We start from the raw sequence: 23,999 nt of genomic DNA, 5'->3' as shown, positions 1-23,999 counted from the left end.
GCTTGCTTGCAACAAGTCATTTCCTCCCGGGTCGATCAGGGCATGCAAGGCGCAGCAGACACGTCAGGGGCCGGCGTAACAGAGCCGGAACGAGGTGGCACGTCCCTCTGGCGCGGTCCCGTACCGTGGCTGATCGCATGCGGCACGCTGCTGATCGCGGCCATCGTGGTCGGCACGATCGTGATGGCCAACGGATTCAGAGACCGCGCGATCGGCAACAATGAGCGCGAGCTCGAGAATACGGTGCTGCTGCTGAGCCGCCATTTCGCGCAGCAGTTCGAGGACGCCGAGACTGCCGTGGCCGACGTGATTCGCCGCATGAACCTTGCCGACATCGCAACAACCGAAGCGTTTCGCACCAGGATGAGCAGCAGTGCCGTTCGCGAAATGCTGCAATCGCAGGTGAGCGGCCTTTCGTATCTGGGTGACCTCACCATCGTCGACGCGGCCGGTCGCTTCATCAATTGGTCCGGCGCCGGCCCGACGCCCGCGGCAAACGTTGGCGAGCGCAGTTACTTCAAGACGCTCAAGGCAGATCCGCCGGCCGACGATGTCGTGATCGAGTCTGTCCTCAGCCTCATCACCGGTCGACAAGCGACCATTGTCGCACACCGGCTCACCGGCGCGAATGGGGTTTTTCTCGGAGTGCTGACGCGGCGCGTCGATCCCCAAAGTTACGAGACGTTCCTGCAGTCCCTGGCGCTCGGCAGCAGCGCTGCGATCACGCTGTTCCACAACGACGGAACGTTGCTCGCCCGCTATCCTCACATCGACGGCATGGTGGGCCGCAAGATCACCGACGTAAAGCTGCTGAAGACGATAGTGAGCCAGGGAGGGCGCCACACCGGGCCGGTCAGCAGTCCCTTCGACCATGTCGAGCGAATCGGCACCGGCGCCACGATCGGGCGTCTTCCCCTCGCCGTGATCGCGACCAAGACTGTCGATGACGCGCTGGCGGACTGGCGCTCGCAGGTGGGATCGCTCGTCGGCGCGGCGACCCTGGCTACGGTCATCGTCGCGCTATTGTTCAGCCTGATGATCCGGCAGATCGTGCGGCAGAACCGGGCGGCGAGACGGCAGCTCGAGAACGAGAAGCAGCGGGTCGAGACTGCGCTCGACAACATGACGCAGGGTCTCATCTCGTTCGATGCCGGCGCACGCATCGTGATGTTCAACCAGCGCTTCATCGACCTGCTTGGCCTGTCGGCCGACATCATCAAGCCCGGCTGCCATCTGCGTGACGTGATCGCGCATGGCAGGGAGCGCGGATCGTTCAACGGTGACGTTGCGAGTTTCTGTGCCGATATCCTGGACGAGATCGAGACCGGCAAGACCTTGCAGAAGGTGGTCGAGACCGCCAACGGCCGGTCCTTCAACGTGATCGACAAGCCGCTGGCCTCGGGCGGCTGGGTCACCACGATCGAGGACGTCAGCGAGCACCGCAAGCTCGAGCAGGAGCGCGATCGGAGCTACGCGTTCCTGCGCGAGATCATCGATCACATCCCGTCACATATCATGGTCAAGGACGTCCGCGACCGCCGCTACGTGCTGGTCAACCAGTCCAGCGAGCAGCGATTCGGTCGGCCGCGCGAGGAGATCGTCGGCAAGACGGCGTTCGACCTGCTGCCGAAGTCGACGGCCGAAAAGGTGACAGCTGACGATGACCGCGCGCTGGAGCAACCCGGCGGGCTGTTTCTCGGCGAGCATCCCTGGCAGACGCCTGCCCTGGGGCTGCGCTACATCACCTCGCGCCGCATCGCCGTCGCCGATGAGGCGAGCACGCCGCGCTACCTGATCAACGTCATCGAGGACACCACCGAGCGGCGGCTGGCCGACGAGAAGATCGCCCATCTCGCCCATTTCGATGCGCTGACCGATCTGCCCAATCGCGTGCTGTTCCGCGAGCAGATCGAGCAGGAGCTGGAGCGTGCACGTCACGGCAAGTTCTGCGCGCTGCTGTACATCGACGTCGACGAGTTCAAGGGCATCAACGATTCGCTCGGACACCATGTCGGCGATGAGCTCCTGAAGACCATTGCCGGCCGGATCAGGAGTTGCCTGACGCCGGAAGACCTGGTGGCACGGCTCGGTGGCGACGAGTTCGCGGTGCTGCTCACCATGGTCGCGGATCGCGACGAGGTCATCGTGGCCGTGAAGGAGATCCTCGATGCGATCCGGAAGCCTTACCGCTGCCTCGGTCACCAATTGTCGACCGATGCCAGCGTCGGCATCGCGCTGGCACCGCAGGACGGCATCGATCGCGAGCAGCTGACCAAGAATGCCGACCTCGCCATGTACGCCGCCAAGGCCGGCGGCCGCCGTACCTTCCGGTTCTTCGAACCGGCGATGGACGAGAGCGCACGCGCCAGGCTGCAGCTGCAGCAGGATCTGCGACGCGCGATCGCGGAAGGGCAGTTCGAGCTGCATTACCAGCCGCTGCTCGGGTTCAGCGACAACAGCATGACCGGCTGCGAGGCGCTGTTGCGCTGGCGTCATCCGGAGCGCGGCATGGTGCCGCCGCTCGACTTCATTCCGCTCGCCGAGGATACCGGGCTCATCAACGAGATCGGCGACTGGGTGTTGCGGACGGCCTGCGCCGAGGCGGTGAGCTGGCCCGGCGGCATCCGCGTCGCCGTGAACGTCTCGCCGGTCCAGCTGAAATCGCCGACGATGGCGCTGCGCATCGCGAGCGCGCTGTCGGCCTCCGGGCTCGCGCCCGGCCGGCTGGAGGTCGAGATCACCGAAGCGGTGCTGATCAGCGACGACGACGTCGCGCTCGATATCCTGCATCAATTGCATGCCATGGGCGTGCGCATCGCGCTGGACGATTTCGGCACGGGCTATTCGTCGCTCAGCTATCTCAAGCGCTTCCCGTTCGACAAGATCAAGATCGACCGCTGCTTCGTCAACGATCTCGGCGCCGGCAGCTCGGCGGCGATCGTGCAGGCGGTGGTGAGCATCGCCGCCGCCAGCAACATGACGACCACGGCCGAGGGCGTCGAAACCGGAGCCCAACAGACGGCGCTGCGTCAGCTCGGCTGCACCGAGATGCAGGGCTATCTGTTCAGCGCACCGAAGCCGGCCTCCGAGCTGCGCAAGCTGTTCGCGCCGGACGCCACGTCGCCAAAGGATTTGCAGGCCGCCGGCTGAATGGGCGGCCCGCCGGCCGCCTCGACGGCATGACCACGGGGTGCGGATGCGGCGGGGCGCCGCGCATATTTTGCGGATGCAGCTGCTACCGGCCGTGAAGCCAACTGCCTATATGGGAGCGGCAACAACGGAGTTGAGCGCCATGCAGCCGGTCTCCATGCTTCTGAACATCCTCTGGATTCTGTGCGGCGGCGCCTACATGGCGTTCGGCTGGCTGATCGCTGCGGTCGTGATGGCCATCACCGTCATCGGCCTGCCCTGGGCACGTGCGGCCTTCAACATCGCGGCCTATACGCTGCTGCCGTTCGGCTCGCGCGCGGTCCGTCGCGACGAGTTGACCGGCATGGACGATGTCGGCACCGGCCTGCTCGGGTTCATCGGCAACATCGTCTGGTTCCTGCTGGCCGGCTGGTGGCTCGCGCTCGGGCACCTCATCACCGCCGTCGTGCTGGCGGTGACGATCATCGGCATCCCCTTCGCCTGGGCGCATCTGAAGCTCGCCGGGCTCGCGCTGTGGCCGATCGGCAAGACCATCGTGCCGGCCTGACGTGCCGCCGGCCCAAAGGGCGCCCCGTCGGCCGGCGTGGTTTCCCTCACCGGAACCGGAATCTGTCGTCCGAGCCCGAACGGCGGGCGCCGGCTCGGTTCGGAGACGCCAATTTGGCGGCGGGGAGTCATCCAAGGACGTTGCCGACGTCCAGGCAATCGGCTAAACGGATCGTCACACGCACCCGTAGCTCAGCTGGATAGAGCGTTGCCCTCCGAAGGCAAAGGTCACACGTTCGAATCGTGTCGGGTGCGCCAGATTCTCGTTATCTGGCAATGTTATTTGCGCGCTGCGGACCGAAAATCCACTTCTGACTCATCGAGCGAGTCAGCAATTTGGCGAAAATCTCCCGACAGAAACACGGCCGCTACGATCAATTCGTCGACATTGCCCTCGCGGCCGACCGGCGTGCGCTTTTCGAGCCACGCTGATAACTCGGGATTGCCCACCAGCGCCTTGTCAGGCTGGCCGCGGCAGCGCCGAGCTTGTTGCGGTCGCGCCCATTCAGCACCACTCTCGCCCCATGCGCGGCTAGGCCGTGGCCGATCGCAAGGCCGATCCCTTGCGACGATCCGTTCACTAGTACGCGTCGGCAAGTGAGGTTGAACAACTCGAAGGCCATGGCAGCTCTCTCACAGCTCAGGCGCGACTTCCGCGCCTAGCGGGCGAGCAGCTTCTTGACGCCGGCCAGACCGACACGCAGCAACGGATCGGAATGAATGTAGAAGTACCGCACACCCTGCTCGAGCAGGGAGGGCAATTCATCCGAGGTCACGAGCGTGCCGGCAACCCTTCCGGCCTCGCGAATCTTCGTCACGGCATAGGCAACCCGCTCCATCACGGCTTGCGGCCGAGGTTGCCCAAACGGCGGCGCCGGCGGATAGCCCATGTTCTGCGAGAGGTCGCCGGGCCCGATGAAGAAGACATCGATTCCCTCGACCGCGAGCAGCGCGTCGATGTCATCGATCGCCTTCGGCGTCTCGATCATGGCGATGACGAGCCGCTTCTCAGAGTCGGCCGGGCATGCATATCGCACCGCGTCGACGATGGCGCGCGCCTGCTCTGGGGTATCGACCATCGGCACCATCAGGCCGTCGGCCCCGGCATTGAGGTAGCGGATCAGGACCGGCCGCTCGTGGGAATGCGGGCGAACGATCGCAGCGCCGCCGGCACCGCGGATGGCCTGCGCCGTCACGCGCACGTCCTCAAAGCTCCAGGTGCCGTGCTCGCAATCGACGAAGATGGCGTCCGCACCGAGCTCGACCAGGCGGACAGCCAGTCCCGATGAGGCGTGATGCGGCGTGAACATGGTGACCGCCTCGCCCTTGTCAAGACGCTCGCGCAACTTGGCTCCATTCATGGGAGATCCTCTTCTCTAGCTCTTCGGCTTGTCAGCAAGGCCCGCGGGTGCGCCGACCCAGCGGGCCGTTTCGATATCCGCTGACGTATCGCGCATGAAGGTCGGGCAGATGTGCAACTCGGGAATCATCGCGCCTTGTTGCAGGCTCGCGCAAAGCAGCACCGCGCGCGCGACGTCGAGCGGATCGAGCATCATGGCGCGTTCGCTGTCCAAAGGCGGTCTTGCGCGATCATTCATGATGGGCGTGTCGGTCTCACCCGGTAGGATCGTCGTCGCGCGGATGCCCTGGTTGCGGAACGTATTGTGGAGAAAGGTCATGAAATTCTTCACCCCGGCCTTGGCCGCGCCGTAGGCGGCGCCGCCGAGCAGGTTCGGATTGACGACCGCGAGCGAAGACACCGTGATGATCGTGCCTTCCTTCTTGGCGATCATGTCCTCGAGCACGGCCTGGGTCAGATTGAACACGGCGGTGAGATTGACGTTCACCGTAGAGTTCCACTCGGCCTCACTGATGAACCGGGCGTTCAGCACCTTGCTGGCGCTGCCGGCATTGTTGACGAGGATGTCGATCGATCCGAAATGGCCCTTGACCCAGGCGACCGCCTCCACGATCGCCTGCCGCGAGGCCACGTCGAGCGCGCGAGCGGCGGCCTTGCCGCCCGCCGTTTCGATCACGGACACGACCTCCTGGAGCGGCGCGATACGACGCCCGGTCAGGACGACCATTGCGCCTTCCCGGGCGAGCAGGATCGCGGTCTCACGCCCGATTCCCGTGCCTGCCCCCGTGACGAGCGCGATTTTTCCGTCGAGCAGACCCATGGTTCTCCTATTCGGCGGCGGTCGCCGCCTGGCTCGAGCGTTGATGCCCGTAAAGCTGCCGTGCAGCCTGGGGGGTAATCAGGCCCTCGGCAAGATCGAGCTCGATCGATGCAGCGGAGCGTTCGGACGTCTTGCCCCACCCGCCACCACCGGGCGTCTCGACTTCCAGGCGATCTCCGCTCTTCAGGACCACCTTGCCCTTGGGAAATTGCGGTTCGCCGTTCTTGTGCACCTTGCCCGCGCTGCCGGACTGACCACCGACGACACCGAAGCAGGGATGGCGCACCCGCTCGGAGGCGAGATAGATGTTCATCGGATTGCGGCCGATGTTGCGCAACACCACCCGCTGCCCGAGACCGCCGCGGGACTTGCCGGCTCCGCCGGAATCCGGGATCAACTCCTTGCACTCGGTGAGCACCGGCACGGCAATCTCGAACATCTCGATCGCAGTGACCTTGCAGTTGGACGGGAAGCTCAGCGTATCGAGCCCGTCGAACTCCGCCCGCGCGCCCTGCCCGCCGTGGAAATTCTGCACCGAGCCGTATTGCGAGCCGTCGTCGCGCCGACCGACGCAATTGGCGGCCCAGATCGGCGCGCCTCCGCTGTCCCCCATGACCTTGTCCGGCACCACGCGTTCCAGCGCCTTGAAGATCAGCGAAGGAATGACGTGACCGATCAGGTTGCGCGAATTGCCCGCAGTCCATTGCTCAGGATTGAGAATGGAGCCGAGCGGCGCCTCGTCGGTGATCGGGGTGATGCAACCCTCGTTGTTGGGCGTGTCGGGATCGAGCAGGCACTTCAGCGCATAGACCGAATGGGCGTAGCGATAGTTGGTCCGGCAGTTGATCGAATGCAGCACCTGGTCGGACGTACCGGCGTAGTCGACATGGATGGAATCGTCACGAACGATGACGGAGGCCTTGAGCTTCACGTCGGTGTCGTAGCCGTCGAGCAGGACCTCCGCCGTATAGGTCCCGTTCGGCCATTGCCGGATTGCCTTGCGGGTCTGCGCCTCGGATCGAGCATGGATCGCGTTTGCGAGCTCGTCGATGCCGTCGAGATCGTACTCGTCGAGGAATTTCAGCAGTTCGCGGCCCATGACATTGTTGGACGCGACCATCGATTCGAGATCCCCCATCACCTCCGTCGGGAGGCGAACGGAGGCCGCAATGATGTCGAGCACATCCTTGTTGGGAACGCCCGCCTTGTGCAGCTTCACGATCGGAAAGCGAATGCCCTCCTCGAAGATGTCGCTGGCTTCCGAATGCAAGGGAGCGCCGCCGATATCGGGCAGATGGGCGATCGAGCCCGCATAGGCCACGACCTTGCCCTTCTTGAAGATCGGCGTGATCATCGTCACGTCGGGCAGATGCCCGGTGCCGATCTCCGGATCGTTGGTCGCGAGCACATCGCCTTCTTCCAGGGTCTCGGGCGGAAACTTTGGCAGGAAGTATTTTTGCGCGGCGACCGGCAGCGAGGTGATGAAGACCGGAATGGACCAGGTGCACTGGGCGAGTGCGCGGCCGCGGCTGTCGAGCAGGACGGTCACATAGTCGTGGTTCTCGCGCACGATCGGCGAGAATGCGGTCCGGCTGAGTACGATGTCAGCCTGATCGGCGATGAAGATCAACCTGTTCCACATCACCTGTAGGTTGATCGGATCGTTGAAATCAGCTGTGTTCACAGACATCGACGCGTCCTTAAGCGATATCGATCACGAGGTTGCCGTTGATATCAACGTGAGCCCTGCCGCTCGGTCCGACGACCGCGGTCGACTCGCGCTGTTCGACGATGGCGGGTCCCTGAATTTGTTCACCGACCGGCAGCCTGTAGTGATCATAGACCGGCGCTTCGGTGTAACCGCCGAGCTCGTTGAAGTAGACGGATCGCGTGCCCTTCCTGGCGTCCGCAGCTTGCCTGGCGTGAGACCGCGTGACCTGATCCTTTTCGCCGCTCGAACGCAGGCGCCAGGTGATGACCTCGACCGAGGATCCCGCCACCGTTCGGCCGAACAGCTCCCGATAGAGCTTGTAGAAGTTGTCGACGAGCTGACCGAGAAACTGCTTCGGCGGCAGGCTCCGATCCGGCAAGGTCACCGTGATCTCGTGCCCCTGGCCGACATGGCGCATATCGACCGTATAGGTGTTGGTGATCGTTTCGGCCGGGACACCAGCAGCGCCGATGACCTCGGCGCCCTGTTCCGCCAGGTCGCCAAGCAGGCGTTCCATCGCCGCGAAATCCCAATCGCCGACCTGCATCGGAAAACTCGCCGAGAGATCGACCGCGACCGGCGCGATCAGCAGGCCGATCGCCGAGGTCACACCGGCGCCTGTCGGGCAGATCACGCGCTTGATGCCGAGCTTGCGCGCGATGCCATAGGCATGCACCGGGCCCGCACCGCCGAAGGCCACCATCGGGAGGCTGCGCGGATCGACGCCGAGATCGGTCGCATGCACCGCCGCCGCCTTGCTCATGGATTCGTTGACGAGATCGTGGATACCCCAGGCGCAACGCGGCACGCTGACGTCGAGCGCAGCCGCCAGCTTCGCCATCACCGCTTGTGCCGCATCCTTGGAGACCTTGAACGAACCGCCGACGAAGGATTCGGTGCCCATATAGCCAAGCAGAATATCGGCATCGGTCACGGTCGGCTCGGTGCCGCCGCGCTGGTAGGCGGCCGGCCCGGGCAGCGCACCGGCCGAACGCGGTCCGACGTCGAGGAGGCCAAGCGGATTTTTCGCGGCGATCGAGCCGCCGCCAGCCCCGATCTCGATCATGCGAATCGACTGGATCTTCAGGGGGAAGCCGGAGCCTTTGCGGAAGCGGTGATAGTGCGCAACCTCGAGATCCGTTCCGACCGTCGGCTCGCCGTTCGGGATCAGGCACAATTTCGCGGTAGTCCCGCCCATGTCGAAGGACAGGACGCTGCCCTCGCCCGCGATACGGCCGAATTCCGCGGCCGCGACGGCGCCGGCGGCGGGACCCGATTCAATCAGCCGAACCGGCAGCTCCGCGGCGCGGCGGCTCGGCACGAGGCCGCCCGACGAGGTCATCCACAGGACCTGGCGATTGATGCCCTTGGCGCTGAATTCACGTTCGAGATGCGCGACGTGGCCTGACATCTGGGGGCGCGTATAGGCGTTGACCACGGTGGTCGAGGCGCGATCGAACTCGCGAACTTCCGGACAGACGTCGGAAGACAGCGACACGAAGATGTCGGGATTTTCCTCTCGAAGCAGCGCCGCGATCCGCTGCTCGTGGGCCGGATATTTGTAGGCGTGGAGCAGGCAGACGGCGACGGATTTGATGCCTTCATGGCGCAACCGGCCAGCGATTTCGCGAACCGTCTCCTCGTTCAACGGCATTACGACGTCGCCACCGGCGGACATTCGCTCCAGCGCGCCAAAGCTGTTGGCGCGGGTGACCAGCGGATCCGGATACTTCAAATTCAGGTCGTAGAGATCGTAGCGCCCCTCATTGCGGATGCGCAGCATGTCCTGGAAGCCAGCCGTCGCGATGAAGCCGGTCTTGACGCCCTTCCGCTCCAGCACAGCATTGGTGACCACGGTCGTCGCGCCGAGCACCTGGAGCTTGTCGAGATCGACGACTTCGCGAAACTGCTCGAGCAGTTCGGACACGCCGCGCACCACGGCTTCGGCGGGATTGTCCGGCGTGCTCAGCACCTTGTGGAGGTGCAATTCACCGACGTCATCGAGTAGCGCGAAATCGGTGAAGGTCCCCCCGGTATCGAATGCGAGCTTGGCCATCTTTTTCCTCGAGGCGATCGCCGTGCAGGATGCCGAAGGATTTTCGAGCTGCTGCTCTGCCGTGCGATCAAGGCTGGGATCGAGAGCGCCGGGTTCGGCGATGTCTTCGACGGTAGGAAATGCACCCGACGCGGGCCACCACAACTCCGGTCTGCCGCCATAGATTTTGCTTATGGGCGTTGCGTGACCGGCGCTGAGCGGGCCCGCGTCGCGATGGCCCGGCGATGAGGCGCAGCAAGCGGATTCTAGACCGTGCGGATGCCTTGCGGATGGCTGCGCATCAGCTTCTCCACCACCGTGAGAAGCACGGATCGTGTCGCCAGCGCAGGCTCCGAGAGAGGCAGGTGATCCGACTCACACAGCGAGACGGTCGCCTCGATGGCGGGACGAACAAGCCGCCGGACCTCGACACCTTCGAAGCTGGATGCGCTTGCGGCCACTGAAGCAGGCAGGATGGTCGCCCCGAGCCCTTCCGTGACCGCCGCTCCGAGTGCCGACACGGATTCGATTTCCGAGACCACGTTTGGCGTCACCCGCGCCCGCGCCAGCGATTCATCAATCAGGCGCCGCAGGAAATGACCCTGGCTCGGCAGCAGCAGCTTGACGTCGGCAAGGGCCGAAAGCGGGAGGGGCTCGTCGGCCAGCTTCTTCACCGCCTTCTCCGACCGGGAGACCAGATACAACTCCTCCCGAAACAACGGCTGGAGCTTGACGCCCTTGATCGGACCGGAGCCGTAGATGACGGCCATATCCATCCTGCCGGTCATGATGAGCTCGCTCAGGACGTAACCGAAACTGTCGTTGATATGGACGATGATCTGCGGATGTAGCGTAGACATCTCCTTCAGGATCGGCAGCGACAACGTGCTCGATGCCGAATAGGTCGCAAGCCCGATCGACACGCGCCCAGCCAGCGCCTTGGTCGATTGATCGATATCGATCTGCGCCTGCTCGATCTGCTTCAGGAGCAGTTGGGCATGGCGATAGAGGATGAGCCCCGCTTCGGTCGGGACAATGCCGTGATTACTACGCAGAAGCAGCTTGTGCTTGAAATGGCTCTCGAGTGCAGCGATCTGCTGCGACAGCGCGGGCTGCGCCGTCCGCAACAGACCGGCAGCCCGCGAAACGCTGCCGGCGTCGACGACTTTGACAAAGCTCTTCAGCTTCCTGAAATCGACGCTCATTGGGGCCGGATGTGGGTCCTGGAAAGACGGTCTGGAGCAGCACTATCCGTTATCTAGCTCATTGATTTCAATGATATTCTTGTCGGGAAAAGGGTTTTCGCGGCATTCCCGCGCTGCGCGCTCAGGAAAGCGCCTTGCAGGCCTTCTCGATACGGTCGCAGGCCTCGCTGATCGCCTCCATCGAGGTTGCAATGGACAGGCGGAAATAAGGTGATAGCCCGTACGCTGCGCCCTGCACGGCCGCCACGCCGACGTCATCCAGAAGATAGAGCACGAAATCGAGATCGTTCTCGATCACCTTGCCGTCCGGCGTGGTCTTGCCGATGACCCCGGCACAGCCGGGGTAGAGGTAGAACGCACCATCCGGCACCAGACACGACAGGCCAGCGATTGCATTCAGCCGCGCGCAGGCATAATCGCGGCGTTCCTTGTAGAGCTTGACGCTGTCACGCACGAACGACTGATCGCTCGTGAGCGCATGGGCCGCTGCGGCCTGACTGATCGACGACGGACACGACGAGATCTGCGACTGCAGCTTGTTGATCGCGGCGATCAGTGGCGCGGGACCCGCCGCATAGCCGATCCGCCATCCGGTCATGGCGTAGGTCTTCGACACGCCGTTGGCGAGCAGGATTCGGTCCTTCAGGGCGGGCACGGCAGCCGCCAGCGTGGTTGCCGGCTCGTCGCGGTACCAGATCTGGTCATAGATGTCGTCGGAGAGGATCAGCACATTCGAATGGCGCAGCAGGACCTCGCCGAGCGCCTGAAGGTCTGATCGCGAATAAGCCGCGCCCGTCGGATTCGAGGGCGCATTGAGGATCAGCCAGCGTGTTCTTGGCGTGATGGCGGCCTCAAGCGCATCTGCCGTCAGCTTGAAGCCCTGGTTCTCCGAGCAACGGACGATGACCGGCGTGCCGTCATTGGCAATGACCATATCGGGGTAGGAGACCCAATAGGGCGCGGGGATGATGACCTCAGCCGCCTCCTCCACGCTCGCCATCAGCGCAAGAAACAGGATCTGCTTGGCGCCGCCACCGACGCAGATCTCGTTGTCGGCATATTCGAGCCCCAGACGACGCGCGTAGTCGGCGATGATCGCCTTGCGCAGCGCTACGGTGCCGTTGACCGCGGTGTATTTCGTCTCGCCGCGATCGATCGCTGCATGCGCGGCTGTCTTGACGTGATCGGGCGTGTCGAAATCCGGCTCCCCGATGGCCATGTCGATGATGTCGCGTCCCGCCGCCTTGAGCTCGCGAATCCGCGCGGAAGCCGCCGTCGTCGGAGAAATCTTGATGCGCGAGACACGCGCAGCTGGCACGAAGATCGTCACTTGGTCGTCCTTCAGGTTTGGTATCTGTGTGCACTCGTGTGCGGCGAACGCTGGGCCCCCTAGTGCTCGACCTCGGTTTCGCCGCGCATGCGGCCGGTGAGAAACAGTTCGCCGAGCTCATCATGGGTGATATCCGCGGGCCGGCCGTCCCAGATCACCTTGCCGAGGCGCAGGATCACGGCGCGCTGCGCAACCTCCATGGCCTTCTTGGTATTCTGTTCGACGAGCAATATGGTCTGGCCGGTCGCGTTGATGCGGAGCAGCTCGTCGAACACGATGCCGATCGCGCTCGGCGAAAGTCCGACTGACGGCTCGTCGACCAGCAGAATCCTTGGCCGCTGAAGCACGGCCATGGCCACTTCCAGCAATTGCTGCTCGCCGCCCGACATGTTTCCAGCGAGCGTGTTGCGGCGCGTCTTCAGGATCGGGAAGAGGTCGTAGACGTAGTCCCGCTCCGCCTTCACCCGGCCGTCACGCAGCGTATAGGCCGCCATCTGCAGATTCTCGTCGACCGTCATGAGCGGAAAATTGCAGCGCCCCTGCGGCACCCATGAAATGCCTTCCGCCAGGATCGCGCGCGACTTGAGAGCCGTGATGTCCCTGCCCTGCCAGTTGACGCTGCCGCCTTTGATCGTGGTCATGCCGTAAAGCGTCTTCAGCAACGTCGACTTGCCCGCCCCGTTCGGGCCCATCAGGGCGACGAACTGCCCCTGCGGAACGTCGAGATCGACCCCGTTGAGGATGTCGAGCGAGCCGTAGCCGGCGCGCAGTCCCTTGATCGAGAGAGAGGGTTCAGCCACCGAGATAGGCCTCCCGTACCGCTTGGTTCTGGACGATGTCGTCCGGCGCGCCTTCCGCCAGCTTGCGCCCCTGGTCGAGCACGACCACGCGCTGACAGAGGCTCGTCACCACGTCGATGTTGTGCTCGATGATGAGGAAGCTGACACCGAAAGACGTGTTGGCAAGACGGATGCTCTCGACCACCCGCTCGATCAGCTTGGGATTGATGCCGGCCATCGGCTCGTCGAGCAGAATGAGTTTCGGCTCCGGCATCAGCATCGAAGCGAACTGGATCAGCTTCTGCTGGCCGCCCGACAGCTTGCCCGCCGGCTGCGACCGCACGTCCCAGAGACCGGCGATCTTGATCAGCTCGCGCGCCCGCTCCCGCAACGCCGCGACGCGGTTGCGGGCCGCGGATCCAATGCCGAAGGTCGACCAGACACTGGGGAAAGTGAACATCTGACCGGCGATGACGAGGTTTTCCTCGACGTCCAGCGCGCCGAACACCACCGTCTTCTGGAATGACCGCAGCATCCGACCTTCGCGAGCGATATCGTTCAGCGACCAGCCCGTGATGTCCTGGCCATCGAGCTTGACCGCCCCGGCATTGGGCTTGGCAAGCCCGGTCACACAATCGAAGAAGGTGGACTTGCCCGAGCCGTTTGGGCCGATCAGACCGCAAATTTCGCCGCGGTCGACGTGAAGATCGACGCAGTCGACGGCGCGGACGGCACCATAGGACTTGCAGAGGCCGGAGATGTCGAGGATCGGGAGCCCGGTCATCGGCGCGTCTCCAGCAAGGACCAGAAGCGGCCGATCAGCGGCGCAAACCCGCTCGGAAACCAGAACACGAGCCCGAGCAGGAAGAGACCGTAGGCGATCATGCGCAGCTCCGGCGCGACGCGAAGCGCTTCCGTGAGGCCCACGAACACCAGGCTGCCGAAGATGACGCCCGAGACGGTTCCCGCGCCGCCGCCGAGCACGATGATCAGCATCGTGGTCGAGTAATACATCTGGAACGTGAGCGGACTGACGACGGTCAGGTAGTGCGCATAGAGGCTGCCGCCGAGACCGGCGAAGGCGGCGCTGATCATGAACACCACCAGCTTGTAGTGCCAAGTCGGGATACCGACGGATTCCGCCAGCGTCTCGTTCTCGCGGATCGCGATCATGTTCTGCCCGGCCGGCGAGCGGACGATGAGGTAGGCCACGAGCGTGGCGATTGCGGCGATGCTAAGGACCAGATAGTAGAAGCCGATCGTGCCCGAGACGGTAAACGAAGCCGGTCCCAGTGCAAAGTAAGGCTTGGGAATGGCGGCCAGCCCCATGTCGCCGCGCGTCAGACCGATCCAGTTCTTGGCGATGGCCTGGCCGATGATGACGAAGCCGAGCGTGCACATGACGAACGACGTGGCGCGCAACCTCAGCGCAGGAATTCCGAGCGGCAGCGCAATGGCGCCGGCCATGAGTCCCGCTGCCAGGAAGTTCACATAGAAGGGTGTACCGAAATGCACCGCCAGCAGCGCGGACGTGTAAGCGCCGATGCCGAAGAACGCTGCCTGGGCCAACGACAACAGCCCGGTGTAACCGAGCAGCAGGTTGAGCCCGTGTGCCGGCAACAGAAAGATCAGCGCGATGATGATCGCGTGCAAAGGATAGTTGCCCAGAAATAGCGGCGCAACGCAGGCCAGCGCCGCGAGCGCGATACCGAAGGGAACACGGAGGTCCCGGCCCGGCGTCACGGCCGAGAGTTCAGCGGGCGTCATGTCTTAGCTCCCGGGCGATCTCGCTCATCTGTCATCACCACCGGATCTAGAAGCGCGCCTGCGCGGAAAACAGCCCGTGTGGGCGCCACATCAGCACCAGCATCAAGGTTGCGAACCCGACCGTGTCGCGGAATTGCAGGCCGACATACGTGGCGACGAGGCTCTCGGCGATGCCGAGGATCATCGCGGCGACGAACGTGCCGCGCACATTGCCGAGCCCGCCCATGATGATGATCGGCAGCGTCTTGAAGGTGATCAGCTCGCCCATGCCGCCGTAGACGCTCACATTCACCGGCGCCGTCAAAACACCCGAGAGCGCCGCCAGACAGGCTCCGAGAATGAACGTCCATAGCGCGATCTGGCGAACATCGATGCCCACCACTGCGCAGCACTCGATGTTCTGCGAGACCGCACGCATGGCCTTGCCCATCCGGCTGTAGGTCACCATCAGCTCGAGCCCGACGAATACGACGAGGCCGACGATGATGATCAGGACACGCTGTTCGGCCAAGGTGAGGCCAAGAATGCTCACTGGCTCGATATAGCCGCCGGAGAAAAACTTGTAGCTGCCGCCGAAAACCAGGATGGTCGTGTTTTGCAGGATCAGCGAGACACCGAGCGTCGCGAGCACGCCGGCCTCGGCGGATGCTCCCACGATCCGTTGCATCACGAGGTTGCCGACGACCACGGCGATGACCGCCGTCGCAACCACGCCGATCACGACCGCGACCGGATAAGGCAGATCGAAATACTCAATCGCGAACCAGGCCCCGAAGGTCCCGAGCATGTAGTATTCGCCGTGAGCGAAATTGATTGCCCGCAGGACACCGAAGATCATCGTCATGCCGACGGCAACGATCGCGTAGACCGATCCGGAGATGATGCCGTTAACGACCTGCTCGATGATCGTGTAGAACATGGGGCTGCCGTTCCGCGGGCTTACTTGGGATAGTCGATCTCGGCCGCATAGGCGCCCTTGATCACGGGCTTGCCGCCCTCGATCTCGAGAAGGATCATCGGCAGCCGCGCCTGGTTGTGATCGTCGAAGGTGACCTCGCCGACGGCGCTAGCATAGTGGATGCCGGAGAGCGCGGCCCGGACTTTCTCGCGATCGATGCTCTTGGCCTGCTCGATCGCCTTGGCCAGCAAATGCACCGTCTCCCAGTGCACGTAAGCGTGGTTATTGGGAGCTTCCCGGTATTCGGCGGTGAACTTGTCCACGAACGCCTTGCTGCGCTCGGACTGGTAGCCCGGAAGCCAGGCTGCCGCCTCGATCGCGCCTTCCAGCGCCTTCGGTGCCGCCTTGATCGTCTTCTCGGTGTTGAACTCGGCATTGCCGATCAGAGGTATCTTGCCGGCGATGCCGGCCTCCATCATCTGGCGTGCGACGATGGGCGCGCTATCGGCGTTGCCGTACATGATGATCGCCTGGGCGCCGGAGTCACGGATCTTGGAGAGCACGCTGCGGAAATCCACCTCGCCCTCCTTGTAGTAGTCCTCCGTCAGGATCTCGCTCTTGAAGCGCGGCAGGTACTTCTTGGTGAACTGAATGGCGGCGCGGCCGTAGTCGCTATCAACCGAGAGCACGGCGTATTTCGTGTATCCCTTCTTCTCGGCGGCGTATTGCAGCACGATGAGGGCGCGGTTCTCGTCGGTCGGATAGTTGCGGAACGTCCATTTGAAACCGCCGGCGCCCGCCTTGTAGGTGATCATCGGGTTCGACGAGGCCGCGTTGAGAAGCAGGACGCCGGCATCCTCAACGACCGGCTGCATGGCCAGCGTGACCGAGCTCGAGACGTCGCCGATGATGAAATCGACCTGATCCTGATCGATCAGACGACGCGTGGCGGAGACGCCTTCGACCGGCGTACCTTGGCTATCCCCGGGCAGGACATTGATCTTGCGTCCGCCAACGCCTCCGGCGTCATTGATCTCCTTCGCCGCCATCTGCGCCCCGCGCAGCGAAAACGACCCGTACCGGGCGTTCGGGCCGCTCATGGGCGCGACGAGGCCCAGCCTCACCGTGCCGTCTTCGCTTCGCGCCGCGAAAGCCCCGGAGGAAGCGGACTGGAATCCGATGAGGACGGTTCCGATGCAAAATCCTCGTCGGCTCAACTCGATCGACATTGGCCCGCTCCATAGCTGCTACAAAATGATGCGCCCGCGAACTCTGACTCTTCGGTGATCTTGCCCTTGAATTTTTTGCTGCGGCCGACGGGTAAAAAGTAGATATACGCATGATGACAGGGGAAGCACGACTGTCCTCTGCCGCCATAGCGAATTCTTATGGCGACGGAATGAGGAGCCAGCGCCCAGGGCAGTGCTCGAAACTGTCCAACGACAAGAAGCTACGGCTTGAACCCCGCTCAGGCTGAGGCTCGGAGGCCTGCGCCGCAACTATTCCGAACGCACCGAGGTCTGTGACGCAGGTCTGACCGAGCTTTGACTAACGTGCCTGCGCGACCGTGCTGATCGGCTGCCCTGCGCCTTCCCAGGCCATGACATACGACGCGCCTAGCGTAGCACCTAGGCCGCCAGACGGCACTTCTCGTCGGCCTCGCCCTGGTCACCGCTAGAAGCCCTCCTCAAAAAGCGAGCCAAGGAGGCTTTCCGTGAATCCCGGTCCAATGCGTAGGCGGCCTGCTTGAACTCAATACCGTCAAGGAGCCCGTGAACGTAGCCCGAGATCGTGTCCGCAGCCGTGATCAGCGCTGTGTCGAGCGTATGGATGTACTTGCTCGTCACCGAACCTTTGGCATGACCAACCAGGGCTGCGATGGTTACCTCGGTAATGCCGAGATCATTGGCGATACTCGCGAAGCTATGACGGAGGACGTGGGGAGTAATATCGGATAGCGGCGAGTTCTCGAATATGTGCTTCCAATGGTTCGGGAAGCTGCCGAACGCGCTGTCCTCGCCCTGCCTCGGAAAGACGTATGTGCCGACATCGTTGGTACGCCTTCGCTCGAAATATTCGACGACAGGCAGTCCAATCGGGCGGATGGAACCACCTTCCTTGCTGTCCTTCAATCGCAAGCAGCTCGAGTCCGCGTCGACCTCCGTCCATCTCAGGCTGATCATCTCGCTTCGACGGCATCCCGTCAGTGCAAGCTGTCGAATAATATCGACGACCGTGGCGTATTTCTCCTGCTCTGCTGCGTCACGGAGCATCCGACCCAGTATCCGATATTCAGCCTCCGACAGTCGACGTGTTCGTACATTGTCCTTTGGCTTGCGGAGACCATGGGCCGGATTATTTTCAATAATGCCGCCTTCGACGGCGTAGGTGAGAATGCCGCCGAGGAGACCCACCGTGCGCGTGGCCGTTCCGGCGCCGCCGCGGACGATTGCCTTTCCGCGTAGCTTCTTGGTCTTGACCGAAACCCGCGTCCTTCCGGACATGATGTCCTTGAGGATCCTATTGATGTCGGTCTTTGTCAGGTCCTTGACCCGCCGGGTACCTAAGAGCGGAACGATGTGACGCTCGATGCGTCCTTTAACGGTGACAATTGTCGAGCCCTTCTTCGGTCGCCCGCCCTTTCCCAGGATGAGACCGGCCTGCAAATCGGCGAGATAGCGGGTACACAGTTCCTTCACAGTTATCGCCTTGTGGCCCAGTTGGCGCTCTTCGACGGGGTCATCGCCGCCAGCGACTCGACCGAGTTGCACCTTCGCCTCTCGGCGCGCGGTCTCTGCCACCCAAGCTCCGTGAAGCCCGACTGTGTAGCGACGTGAGCGACCTCTCGTTCGATACTGGATAACATAACTGCGCTTGCCGGAACTGAAGACCCGTAGCCCAAAGCCAGGCAACTCGTCGTCCCATATTATGTAGTCCTTCTCTTGGACTTCCGCCGCCTCGACAACCCTCTTTGTGATCTTGACCATGACGTTCCTTCGGTCCGGGCACCATCTCTCGCGTAAGCAGGACGTAAGCAGGCGGGAGAAAGTCAGTGCGAGCTTTTGGATAGGAACGTCGCTTGTGTTGTCCACAATATCCAGCTGTGTCAGCAAGATAGCGTAGAATAGCGTGCCCTATCGCATTTTTCGGACGGGCACGCTATCTTGCTCCGAAGGCAAAGGTCACACGTTCGAATCGTGTCGGGTGCGCCAGCTTCATTCCCCTGCCATCATCCGCGAATGCAACCGGCCCGCGACGTTTGCGGCTCGCGCGCGACGATGCGCCGCTGGCGGATGACCTTGGCCGATGCACCCATGACGGACCTCGCAGCTGGATCGCGGTGCCGCCGCAGATGTTGCGCGGATGCGGTGGACGTGTGGGGCGGCCGCCATGCATGATCCTCTCCCAGAGGACATTCGCTGCCAGCCCCTGGCGGTGGCACCGCCGCGCCGCCATCCGGCCGACCGTTAATTATTTTAAGCATATAATAATCGGCAGTCAGTCGGCTTGTCGAGGTTCCAGCCACGTCGCCGATTGCGCCGGGGCACATGAATCATCGCCGCGAATGCCCTGCGGCAGCAGCTGCCGGACGACGCTGCCTAACTTCGGCGCAAACGGGCCGAGGTCTCCCAGGACTCCCCGATCGAGCGCCGAATGCGGGTCACTCGGCCGCCTTGCCGAGCTTGCCGAATGAGCGTGTCGGCGCCGGAAATCCGCAGGACGTGCCGTCGGTGATCTTGACTTGATCCTCCCAGGGCAGCCGGTAGCTGCCGGCCACCATGTCGTGCATGAAGGTGTAGGGACAGTCCATCGCGCCGCCCTTCACCGCGACATAGCCGCGATGCCAGAGCTGATAGATGTTGTTCTCGACGCCCCAGTTGATGCGCGCCTCGCGCACCAGGTCGGGCCGCACCTCGGCGGTGATGATCTCGTCGGGGCGCCCCGTCGTGCCATGGGCGAGAATGCTGCCGTCGAAATTCACGATCATGCCCTCGCCCATGGAATCGAACGAGCCGTCGGAGCCGCACATGCAGACATTCGCGGTCACCATCAGGTTCTGGAACGCGTTGGCCTGGTTGGTGAAGCGCCAGCTGTCGCGGATCGGCGCGGTGTAGCCGGCCGTGCGGATCATGATCTCGGCGCCCTTATAGGCGCACTCCCGCGCCATCTCCGGGAACATGCCGTCATGGCAGATGATCAGCGCGATCCTGGCGCCGCGCGGCCCCTCGATCACGGGGATGCCGATGTCGCCGGGCTCCCAAGGCTCGACCGGGATCCACGGATGCAGCTTGCGATAGTACAGCTTGATGTCGCCATTGTTGTCGATGATCAGGCCGGAATTGTAGGGATTGCCGTCGGGATTGTGCTCCATGATGGAGAAGCAGCCCCAGATCCTGTTGTCGATGCAGGCCTGCTTGAACGCCGCGACCTCCGGACCGTCGAGCCTGCACATGATCTCGGGATTGGTGTCCATCGACAGGCCGTGCAGCGCGTATTCCGGGAACACCACGAGATCCATGGTGCCGAGATTGCGCCGGGCCTTGCCGACCATCCAGACGATCTTCTCGGTCTGCCGCGCGAGGTCTTCCTTGGTCACCACGACCGGAAGCTGCAGCTGCACCAGCCCGATGACGACGCCGTTGGGGGATTTGTTGAGACCGCCGAGTCCATTCATGCCGGACCTCCCTGATTGTCGCCGCTGCTCGGGACCTTGCCCAAGACAACCACGATTTCGTGAGAGCCGCGCGCCGATATTTCAGCCCGCCCGCTGCCGTTTGCTGAGGCAGCTTCGGTTGGCTGGTTCAGCGTCAGATCGCAGCCGGCTGTTGCAGGCGTCGCTGGAACCGCACCAGCGCGCGGCCGAACACCGCCTCGTTGTTGGTGGCGCGCGCCAGCACCAGCGCGCCCTGGATGCCAAGCACCACCTCCTCGGCGCTGTCGCCCGCCTGCGCCGCCGACCAGCCGCTGCGCAGCAGCGCATCGCGCAGGCCTTCGATCCAGCGTGTGAAGTAGCTGGCAATGGCAGCCGCGAAACGGTCGCGCGTCTCGTCCAGGGCGAAGGCCCCGACGAGACAGACGCGCCGGCCGGAACGGAAGTAGTCGTCGACGCCGCGCCACATCCGCGCGATCGACTGTTGCGGCGGATCATCGCGCAACGGCGCAAAGATCTCGCGCTCGAACCAGGCGTCGACATGCGCCAGTACGGCACGCGCCATCTCCTCCTTCCCGCCTGGGAAGAAGTGATACAGGCTGCCTTTGCCCAAGCCTGTCTTCTCGGTGATGCGGCTGAGCGAGGTGCCCTCGAAGCCGAACTCGCGAAACACCTCGGCGATCGGCGGGATGACGTCGGCGCGCTCGTTGAGCGTCCGCATAGCGCTCCCCGCCTACAGCCCCAGTTCGGTCAGCCCGGGATGATCATCCGGCCGGCGGCCCAGCGGCCAGTGAAATTTGCGCTCGCTCTCCTTGATCGGCAGGTCGTTGATGCAGGCGTAGCGGCGCTGCATCAGCCCTTGCGCGTCGAACTCCCAGTTCTCGTTGCCGTAGGACCGAAACCAATTGCCGCTGTCGTCATGCCACTCATAGGCAAAGCGCACCGCGATCCGATTGTCGCTGTGGGCCCAGATCTCCTTGATCAGACGGTAGTCGAGCTCCTTGGCCCATTTGCGGGTGAGGAAGGCGACGATCTCGGCACGGCCGTTGATGAATTCGGCGCGATTCCGCCAGCGGCTGTCGGGTGTGTAGACCAGCGACACGCGTTGGGGATCGCGGCTGTTCCAGCCGTCTTCAGCTACGCGCACCTTCTTGGTGGCAGTCTCCAACGTGAAGGGTGGGGCCAGCACGGTCATCGCAACGTCTCCTTTTGTACCACATCGCATAGTCTGTACCGATTGGTACACAAAGGTCAAGACATACCTTATGCCTGACGGGCCCTCATCCGACGCGCGGCGCGGCGCATTCACCGGCGGCGACTCAGCTGCTGGCACGGTGTGCATCTACCAATCTGTGGCCTGCGACGGTCAGCACGCTTGTGTGCTCAACGGAAATTCGATGATCTGCTAAGGAACCGGCCGCGCTGCGGGGGCGCCGCGCAGGCCGGTCGTACGGTTGGGGATGTCTGGACATGTCGATGCTCACGCCGCATGGCGAGTGCCTGCTATGGCTGCCTGAATTGATCTGGGTGAACGCCATCTCGGACGTCCTCATCTCCTTCGCATTCTTCACCATCGCGTTCGTCCTCGCCTTCATCGTCTATCGTCGCCGCGACTTTCAGTTCAGCTCCATTTTCTGGGCTTTCGCCCTGTGGGTCTCCGTCTGCGGGATGACGCGGCTGATCGAGGTGCTCACGATCTGGGTCCCTGCGTACACGCTCGAGGCTGCCACGAAAGGCTTCCTGGCCTTCATGTCGGTCGGCATCGCCGCGGCTCTGCTGCTGATGCTGCCGCGGGTGCTGACGATGCCGTCCCGCGCCCAGTTGCGGACGGCCTATGCGCAGCTCGAGGAGGAGACGCGGCAGCGGCGCACCGCGGAAGCGATGGTCAGGCGCTTCCAGGAGATCGAGGCCACCGAGGCGCAGGTGCGCCAGGCGCAGAAGATGGAAGCCATCGGCCAACTGACCGGCGGCGTTGCCCACGACTTCAACAACATCCTGACCGTGATCACCGGCACCATCGAGATCCTCGCCGACGCGGTGAAGGACCGTCCGCAGCTCGTGCAGATCACCAGCCTGATCAACTCGGCGGCCGCCCGCGGCGCCGATCTCACGCGCCACCTGCTGGCCTTCGCCCGCCGCCAGCCGCTGCAGCCGCGCAGCGTCGACATCAACGGCATGGTGGTCGACACCGCCCGCCTGCTGCGCCGAACGCTCGGCGAGCAGATCGAGATCGAATCGATGCTGGCGCACGATTCCGCGCCGGCCATGATCGACCCGAGCCAGCTGTCGACCGCGATCCTGAACCTGGCGCTCAATGCGCGCGACGCGATGCCGAACGGCGGCAAGCTGACGCTGGAGACCAAGAACGTCCACCTCGACGAGGCCTATGCGCACATGAATCCGGAGGTGATCCCCGGCAACTACGTCATGATCGCCGTCAGCGACACCGGCGAAGGCATTCCGGCCAACCTGCTCGACAAGGTGTTCGAGCCGTTCTTCACCACCAAGGACGTCGGCAAGGGCGTCGGCCTCGGGCTGAGCATGGTCTACGGCTTCGTCAAGCAATCCAACGGTCACATCAAGATCTACAGCGAGCCGGGGCACGGCACCTCGGTCAAGCTCTATCTGCCGCAGGCCAATGCCGACGCGGACGCGGCACTCTCGAACAGCAACGCTGCAGGAATAGAGCGCGGCGACGAATCGATCCTGATCGTCGAGGACGATTCGCTGGTGCGCGAATATGTCATCGCCCAGATCAAGCGGCTCGGCTACACCACGCTGGCGGCGAGCAAGGCCGACGAGGCGCTCGCCATCATCGACAGCCCCGCGCGCATCGATCTCCTGTTCACCGACATCATCATGCCCGGCGCCATGAACGGCCGTCAGCTCGCGATCGAGGCCTTGAAGCGACGCCCGCACCTCAGGGTGCTGTACACGTCGGGCTATACGGAGAACGCGATCGTGCATCACGGCCGGCTCGACGCAGGCGTGCTGCTGCTCACCAAGCCGTATCAGAGCGCCGATCTCGCCCGCATGATCCGGACGGCCCTGAATTCTTGAACCGCATACACGTGATCCGCCTTGCGCGTCGGCGCGTTTCCCTCGCAGCGATCGCACCGATGCAAGACTGGGGCACGTGAATGCGTAACATGCTCGGACGTTGGCTTGCGGCCGTACAGGACTATGCGTCAGTTGACGATCCGCAGTCCGACATCGCCGCCAAGGTGGCCATCGTCATCGTCTTCAATCAGCCATTCTATCCGCTCTATCTGCACGCGATCGCGGGCACGGCAGCTTGGCCGGCCTGGCTGACGCTGCTCACGACACCGTTCTTCGCAGCCGTCCCGGCGCTGGCGCGCCGCAGTTCGTTCGCCGGCCGCGCCTTGATGGTCCTGACCGGCACCGCCAACACGGTGTTCTCCGTCAAGCTGTTCGGTACGCCGAGCGGCGTCGAGCTGTTCCTCATTCCGTGCGCCCTGCTCGCTGCCCTGCTGTTCCGCCCCGACGAGCGCATGCGGTCGCTGCCGCTGCTGGCGTTGCCGTTCATGTCTTATCTGCTGATCGATTCTCGTCTCGGGACCCCCGTGATGAGAGTCACCGACTCCGACCACGCCTCGCTGGTCGCGATCAACGCGACCAGCGTCGGCGCCCTGGCAGCCTTGATCGGGATACTCGCTGCAGCACGCATGAGGACGAAGTGACCTGCGGCACACCGCGATGGCGCGACTGCCAACCGGATCACCTCCA

Annotated in this window: 21 protein-coding genes and 1 tRNA gene; 5 read left to right on the top strand and 17 right to left on the bottom strand. The window is 63.5% G+C overall.

Annotated elements, in window-relative coordinates; all coding sequences use genetic code 11:
• The first annotated feature begins 42 nt into the window (after nucleotides 1–42).
• From LQG66_RS23920 to LQG66_RS23910, 3 genes are all read left to right on the top strand, one after another.
• Nucleotides 43–3,150, top strand: a complete 3,108-nt coding sequence (locus LQG66_RS23920) for a bifunctional diguanylate cyclase/phosphodiesterase (RefSeq protein ID WP_231318120.1) — start codon at nucleotides 43–45, stop codon at nucleotides 3,148–3,150.
• A gap of 142 nt (nucleotides 3,151–3,292) precedes the next feature.
• The gene (locus LQG66_RS23915; RefSeq protein ID WP_231318119.1) at nucleotides 3,293–3,697 is read left to right on the top strand and encodes a YccF domain-containing protein; all 405 of its coding nucleotides are present in this window, start codon (nucleotides 3,293–3,295) and stop codon (nucleotides 3,695–3,697) included.
• 180 nt (nucleotides 3,698–3,877) lie between these two features.
• Nucleotides 3,878–3,954 (top strand) — tRNA-Arg (locus LQG66_RS23910).
• 21 nt (nucleotides 3,955–3,975) lie between these two features.
• Here the strand turns inward: LQG66_RS23910 and LQG66_RS23905 are convergent.
• The 17 genes from LQG66_RS23905 to LQG66_RS23825 form a co-directional block, all read right to left on the bottom strand.
• Entirely contained in the window at nucleotides 3,976–4,146 is a 171-nt protein-coding gene (locus LQG66_RS23905) for a hypothetical protein (protein WP_231328086.1), read from the bottom strand.
• Complete coding sequence (locus LQG66_RS37450; RefSeq protein ID WP_425601240.1) at nucleotides 4,071–4,319, bottom strand: SDR family NAD(P)-dependent oxidoreductase; 249 nt, start codon at nucleotides 4,317–4,319, stop codon at nucleotides 4,071–4,073. The genes LQG66_RS23905 and LQG66_RS37450 overlap by 76 nt, the downstream gene beginning before the upstream one ends.
• A 36-nt stretch (nucleotides 4,320–4,355) precedes the next feature.
• Nucleotides 4,356–5,057 (bottom strand): HpcH/HpaI aldolase family protein, encoded by a 702-nt coding sequence (locus LQG66_RS23895; RefSeq protein WP_231318118.1) that lies wholly within the window; start codon nucleotides 5,055–5,057, stop codon nucleotides 4,356–4,358.
• A gap of 15 nt (nucleotides 5,058–5,072) precedes the next feature.
• Nucleotides 5,073–5,876, bottom strand: coding sequence for an SDR family oxidoreductase (locus LQG66_RS23890; RefSeq protein WP_231318117.1), 804 nt, complete (start codon nucleotides 5,874–5,876; stop codon nucleotides 5,073–5,075).
• A gap of 7 nt (nucleotides 5,877–5,883) precedes the next feature.
• Nucleotides 5,884–7,566 carry a hydantoinase B/oxoprolinase family protein gene (locus LQG66_RS23885; protein ID WP_231318116.1) on the bottom strand — a complete coding sequence of 561 codons (1,683 nt, stop codon included), beginning with the start codon at nucleotides 7,564–7,566 and terminating at the stop codon, nucleotides 5,884–5,886.
• Between the two features lie 10 nt (nucleotides 7,567–7,576).
• Nucleotides 7,577–9,643, bottom strand: coding sequence for a hydantoinase/oxoprolinase family protein (locus LQG66_RS23880; RefSeq protein WP_231318115.1), 2,067 nt, complete (start codon nucleotides 9,641–9,643; stop codon nucleotides 7,577–7,579).
• Nucleotides 9,644–9,888: 245 nt separating this feature from the next.
• A complete protein-coding gene (gene nac / locus LQG66_RS23875; protein ID WP_231318114.1) occupies nucleotides 9,889–10,827 on the bottom strand; it encodes a nitrogen assimilation transcriptional regulator NAC in 939 nt (312 codons plus the stop codon).
• A gap of 121 nt (nucleotides 10,828–10,948) precedes the next feature.
• Nucleotides 10,949–12,157 carry an aspartate transaminase gene (locus LQG66_RS23870; RefSeq protein WP_231318113.1) on the bottom strand — a complete coding sequence of 403 codons (1,209 nt, stop codon included), beginning with the start codon at nucleotides 12,155–12,157 and terminating at the stop codon, nucleotides 10,949–10,951.
• A 59-nt stretch (nucleotides 12,158–12,216) separates the two neighbouring features.
• Nucleotides 12,217–12,957, bottom strand: coding sequence for a branched-chain amino acid ABC transporter ATP-binding protein (locus LQG66_RS23865; protein WP_231318112.1), 741 nt, complete (start codon nucleotides 12,955–12,957; stop codon nucleotides 12,217–12,219).
• A complete protein-coding gene (locus tag LQG66_RS23860; RefSeq protein ID WP_231318111.1) occupies nucleotides 12,950–13,720 on the bottom strand; it encodes an ABC transporter ATP-binding protein in 771 nt (256 codons plus the stop codon). Before LQG66_RS23860 ends, LQG66_RS23865 begins: the two co-directional genes overlap by 8 nt.
• Complete coding sequence (locus LQG66_RS23855; protein ID WP_231318110.1) at nucleotides 13,717–14,703, bottom strand: branched-chain amino acid ABC transporter permease; 987 nt, start codon at nucleotides 14,701–14,703, stop codon at nucleotides 13,717–13,719. The genes LQG66_RS23860 and LQG66_RS23855 overlap by 4 nt, the downstream gene beginning before the upstream one ends.
• A gap of 46 nt (nucleotides 14,704–14,749) precedes the next feature.
• Nucleotides 14,750–15,622 carry a branched-chain amino acid ABC transporter permease gene (locus tag LQG66_RS23850; protein ID WP_231318109.1) on the bottom strand — a complete coding sequence of 291 codons (873 nt, stop codon included), beginning with the start codon at nucleotides 15,620–15,622 and terminating at the stop codon, nucleotides 14,750–14,752.
• A gap of 20 nt (nucleotides 15,623–15,642) precedes the next feature.
• The gene (locus tag LQG66_RS23845) at nucleotides 15,643–16,830 is read right to left on the bottom strand and encodes an ABC transporter substrate-binding protein (RefSeq protein ID WP_231318108.1); all 1,188 of its coding nucleotides are present in this window, start codon (nucleotides 16,828–16,830) and stop codon (nucleotides 15,643–15,645) included.
• A gap of 399 nt (nucleotides 16,831–17,229) precedes the next feature.
• On the bottom strand, nucleotides 17,230–18,588 hold the full coding sequence (locus LQG66_RS23840) for a tyrosine-type recombinase/integrase (protein ID WP_231318107.1): 1,359 nt from the start codon (nucleotides 18,586–18,588) through the stop codon (nucleotides 17,230–17,232).
• 674 nt (nucleotides 18,589–19,262) lie between these two features.
• Nucleotides 19,263–20,276, bottom strand: coding sequence for a formamidase (locus tag LQG66_RS23835; RefSeq protein ID WP_231318106.1), 1,014 nt, complete (start codon nucleotides 20,274–20,276; stop codon nucleotides 19,263–19,265).
• Nucleotides 20,277–20,409: 133 nt separating this feature from the next.
• On the bottom strand, nucleotides 20,410–20,973 hold the full coding sequence (locus LQG66_RS23830; RefSeq protein WP_231318105.1) for a TetR/AcrR family transcriptional regulator: 564 nt from the start codon (nucleotides 20,971–20,973) through the stop codon (nucleotides 20,410–20,412).
• Between the two features lie 12 nt (nucleotides 20,974–20,985).
• Nucleotides 20,986–21,447 carry a nuclear transport factor 2 family protein gene (locus tag LQG66_RS23825; protein ID WP_231318104.1) on the bottom strand — a complete coding sequence of 154 codons (462 nt, stop codon included), beginning with the start codon at nucleotides 21,445–21,447 and terminating at the stop codon, nucleotides 20,986–20,988.
• A 275-nt stretch (nucleotides 21,448–21,722) separates the two neighbouring features.
• On the opposite strand from LQG66_RS23825, the gene LQG66_RS23820 reads away from it, so the two are divergent.
• Both LQG66_RS23820 and LQG66_RS23815 read left to right on the top strand, forming a co-directional pair.
• Complete coding sequence (locus LQG66_RS23820; RefSeq protein WP_231318103.1) at nucleotides 21,723–23,312, top strand: ATP-binding protein; 1,590 nt, start codon at nucleotides 21,723–21,725, stop codon at nucleotides 23,310–23,312.
• A gap of 80 nt (nucleotides 23,313–23,392) precedes the next feature.
• Complete coding sequence (locus LQG66_RS23815) at nucleotides 23,393–23,953, top strand: hypothetical protein (protein ID WP_231318102.1); 561 nt, start codon at nucleotides 23,393–23,395, stop codon at nucleotides 23,951–23,953.
• Nucleotides 23,954–23,999: the final 46 nt, after the last annotated feature.

It is taken from the genome of Bradyrhizobium ontarionense (assembly GCF_021088345.1).
GTDB lineage: Bacteria > Pseudomonadota > Alphaproteobacteria > Rhizobiales > Xanthobacteraceae > Bradyrhizobium > Bradyrhizobium ontarionense.
The sequence above is the reverse complement of the archived record's forward strand: the minus strand, read 5'-3'. Positions and strand labels throughout refer to the sequence as shown.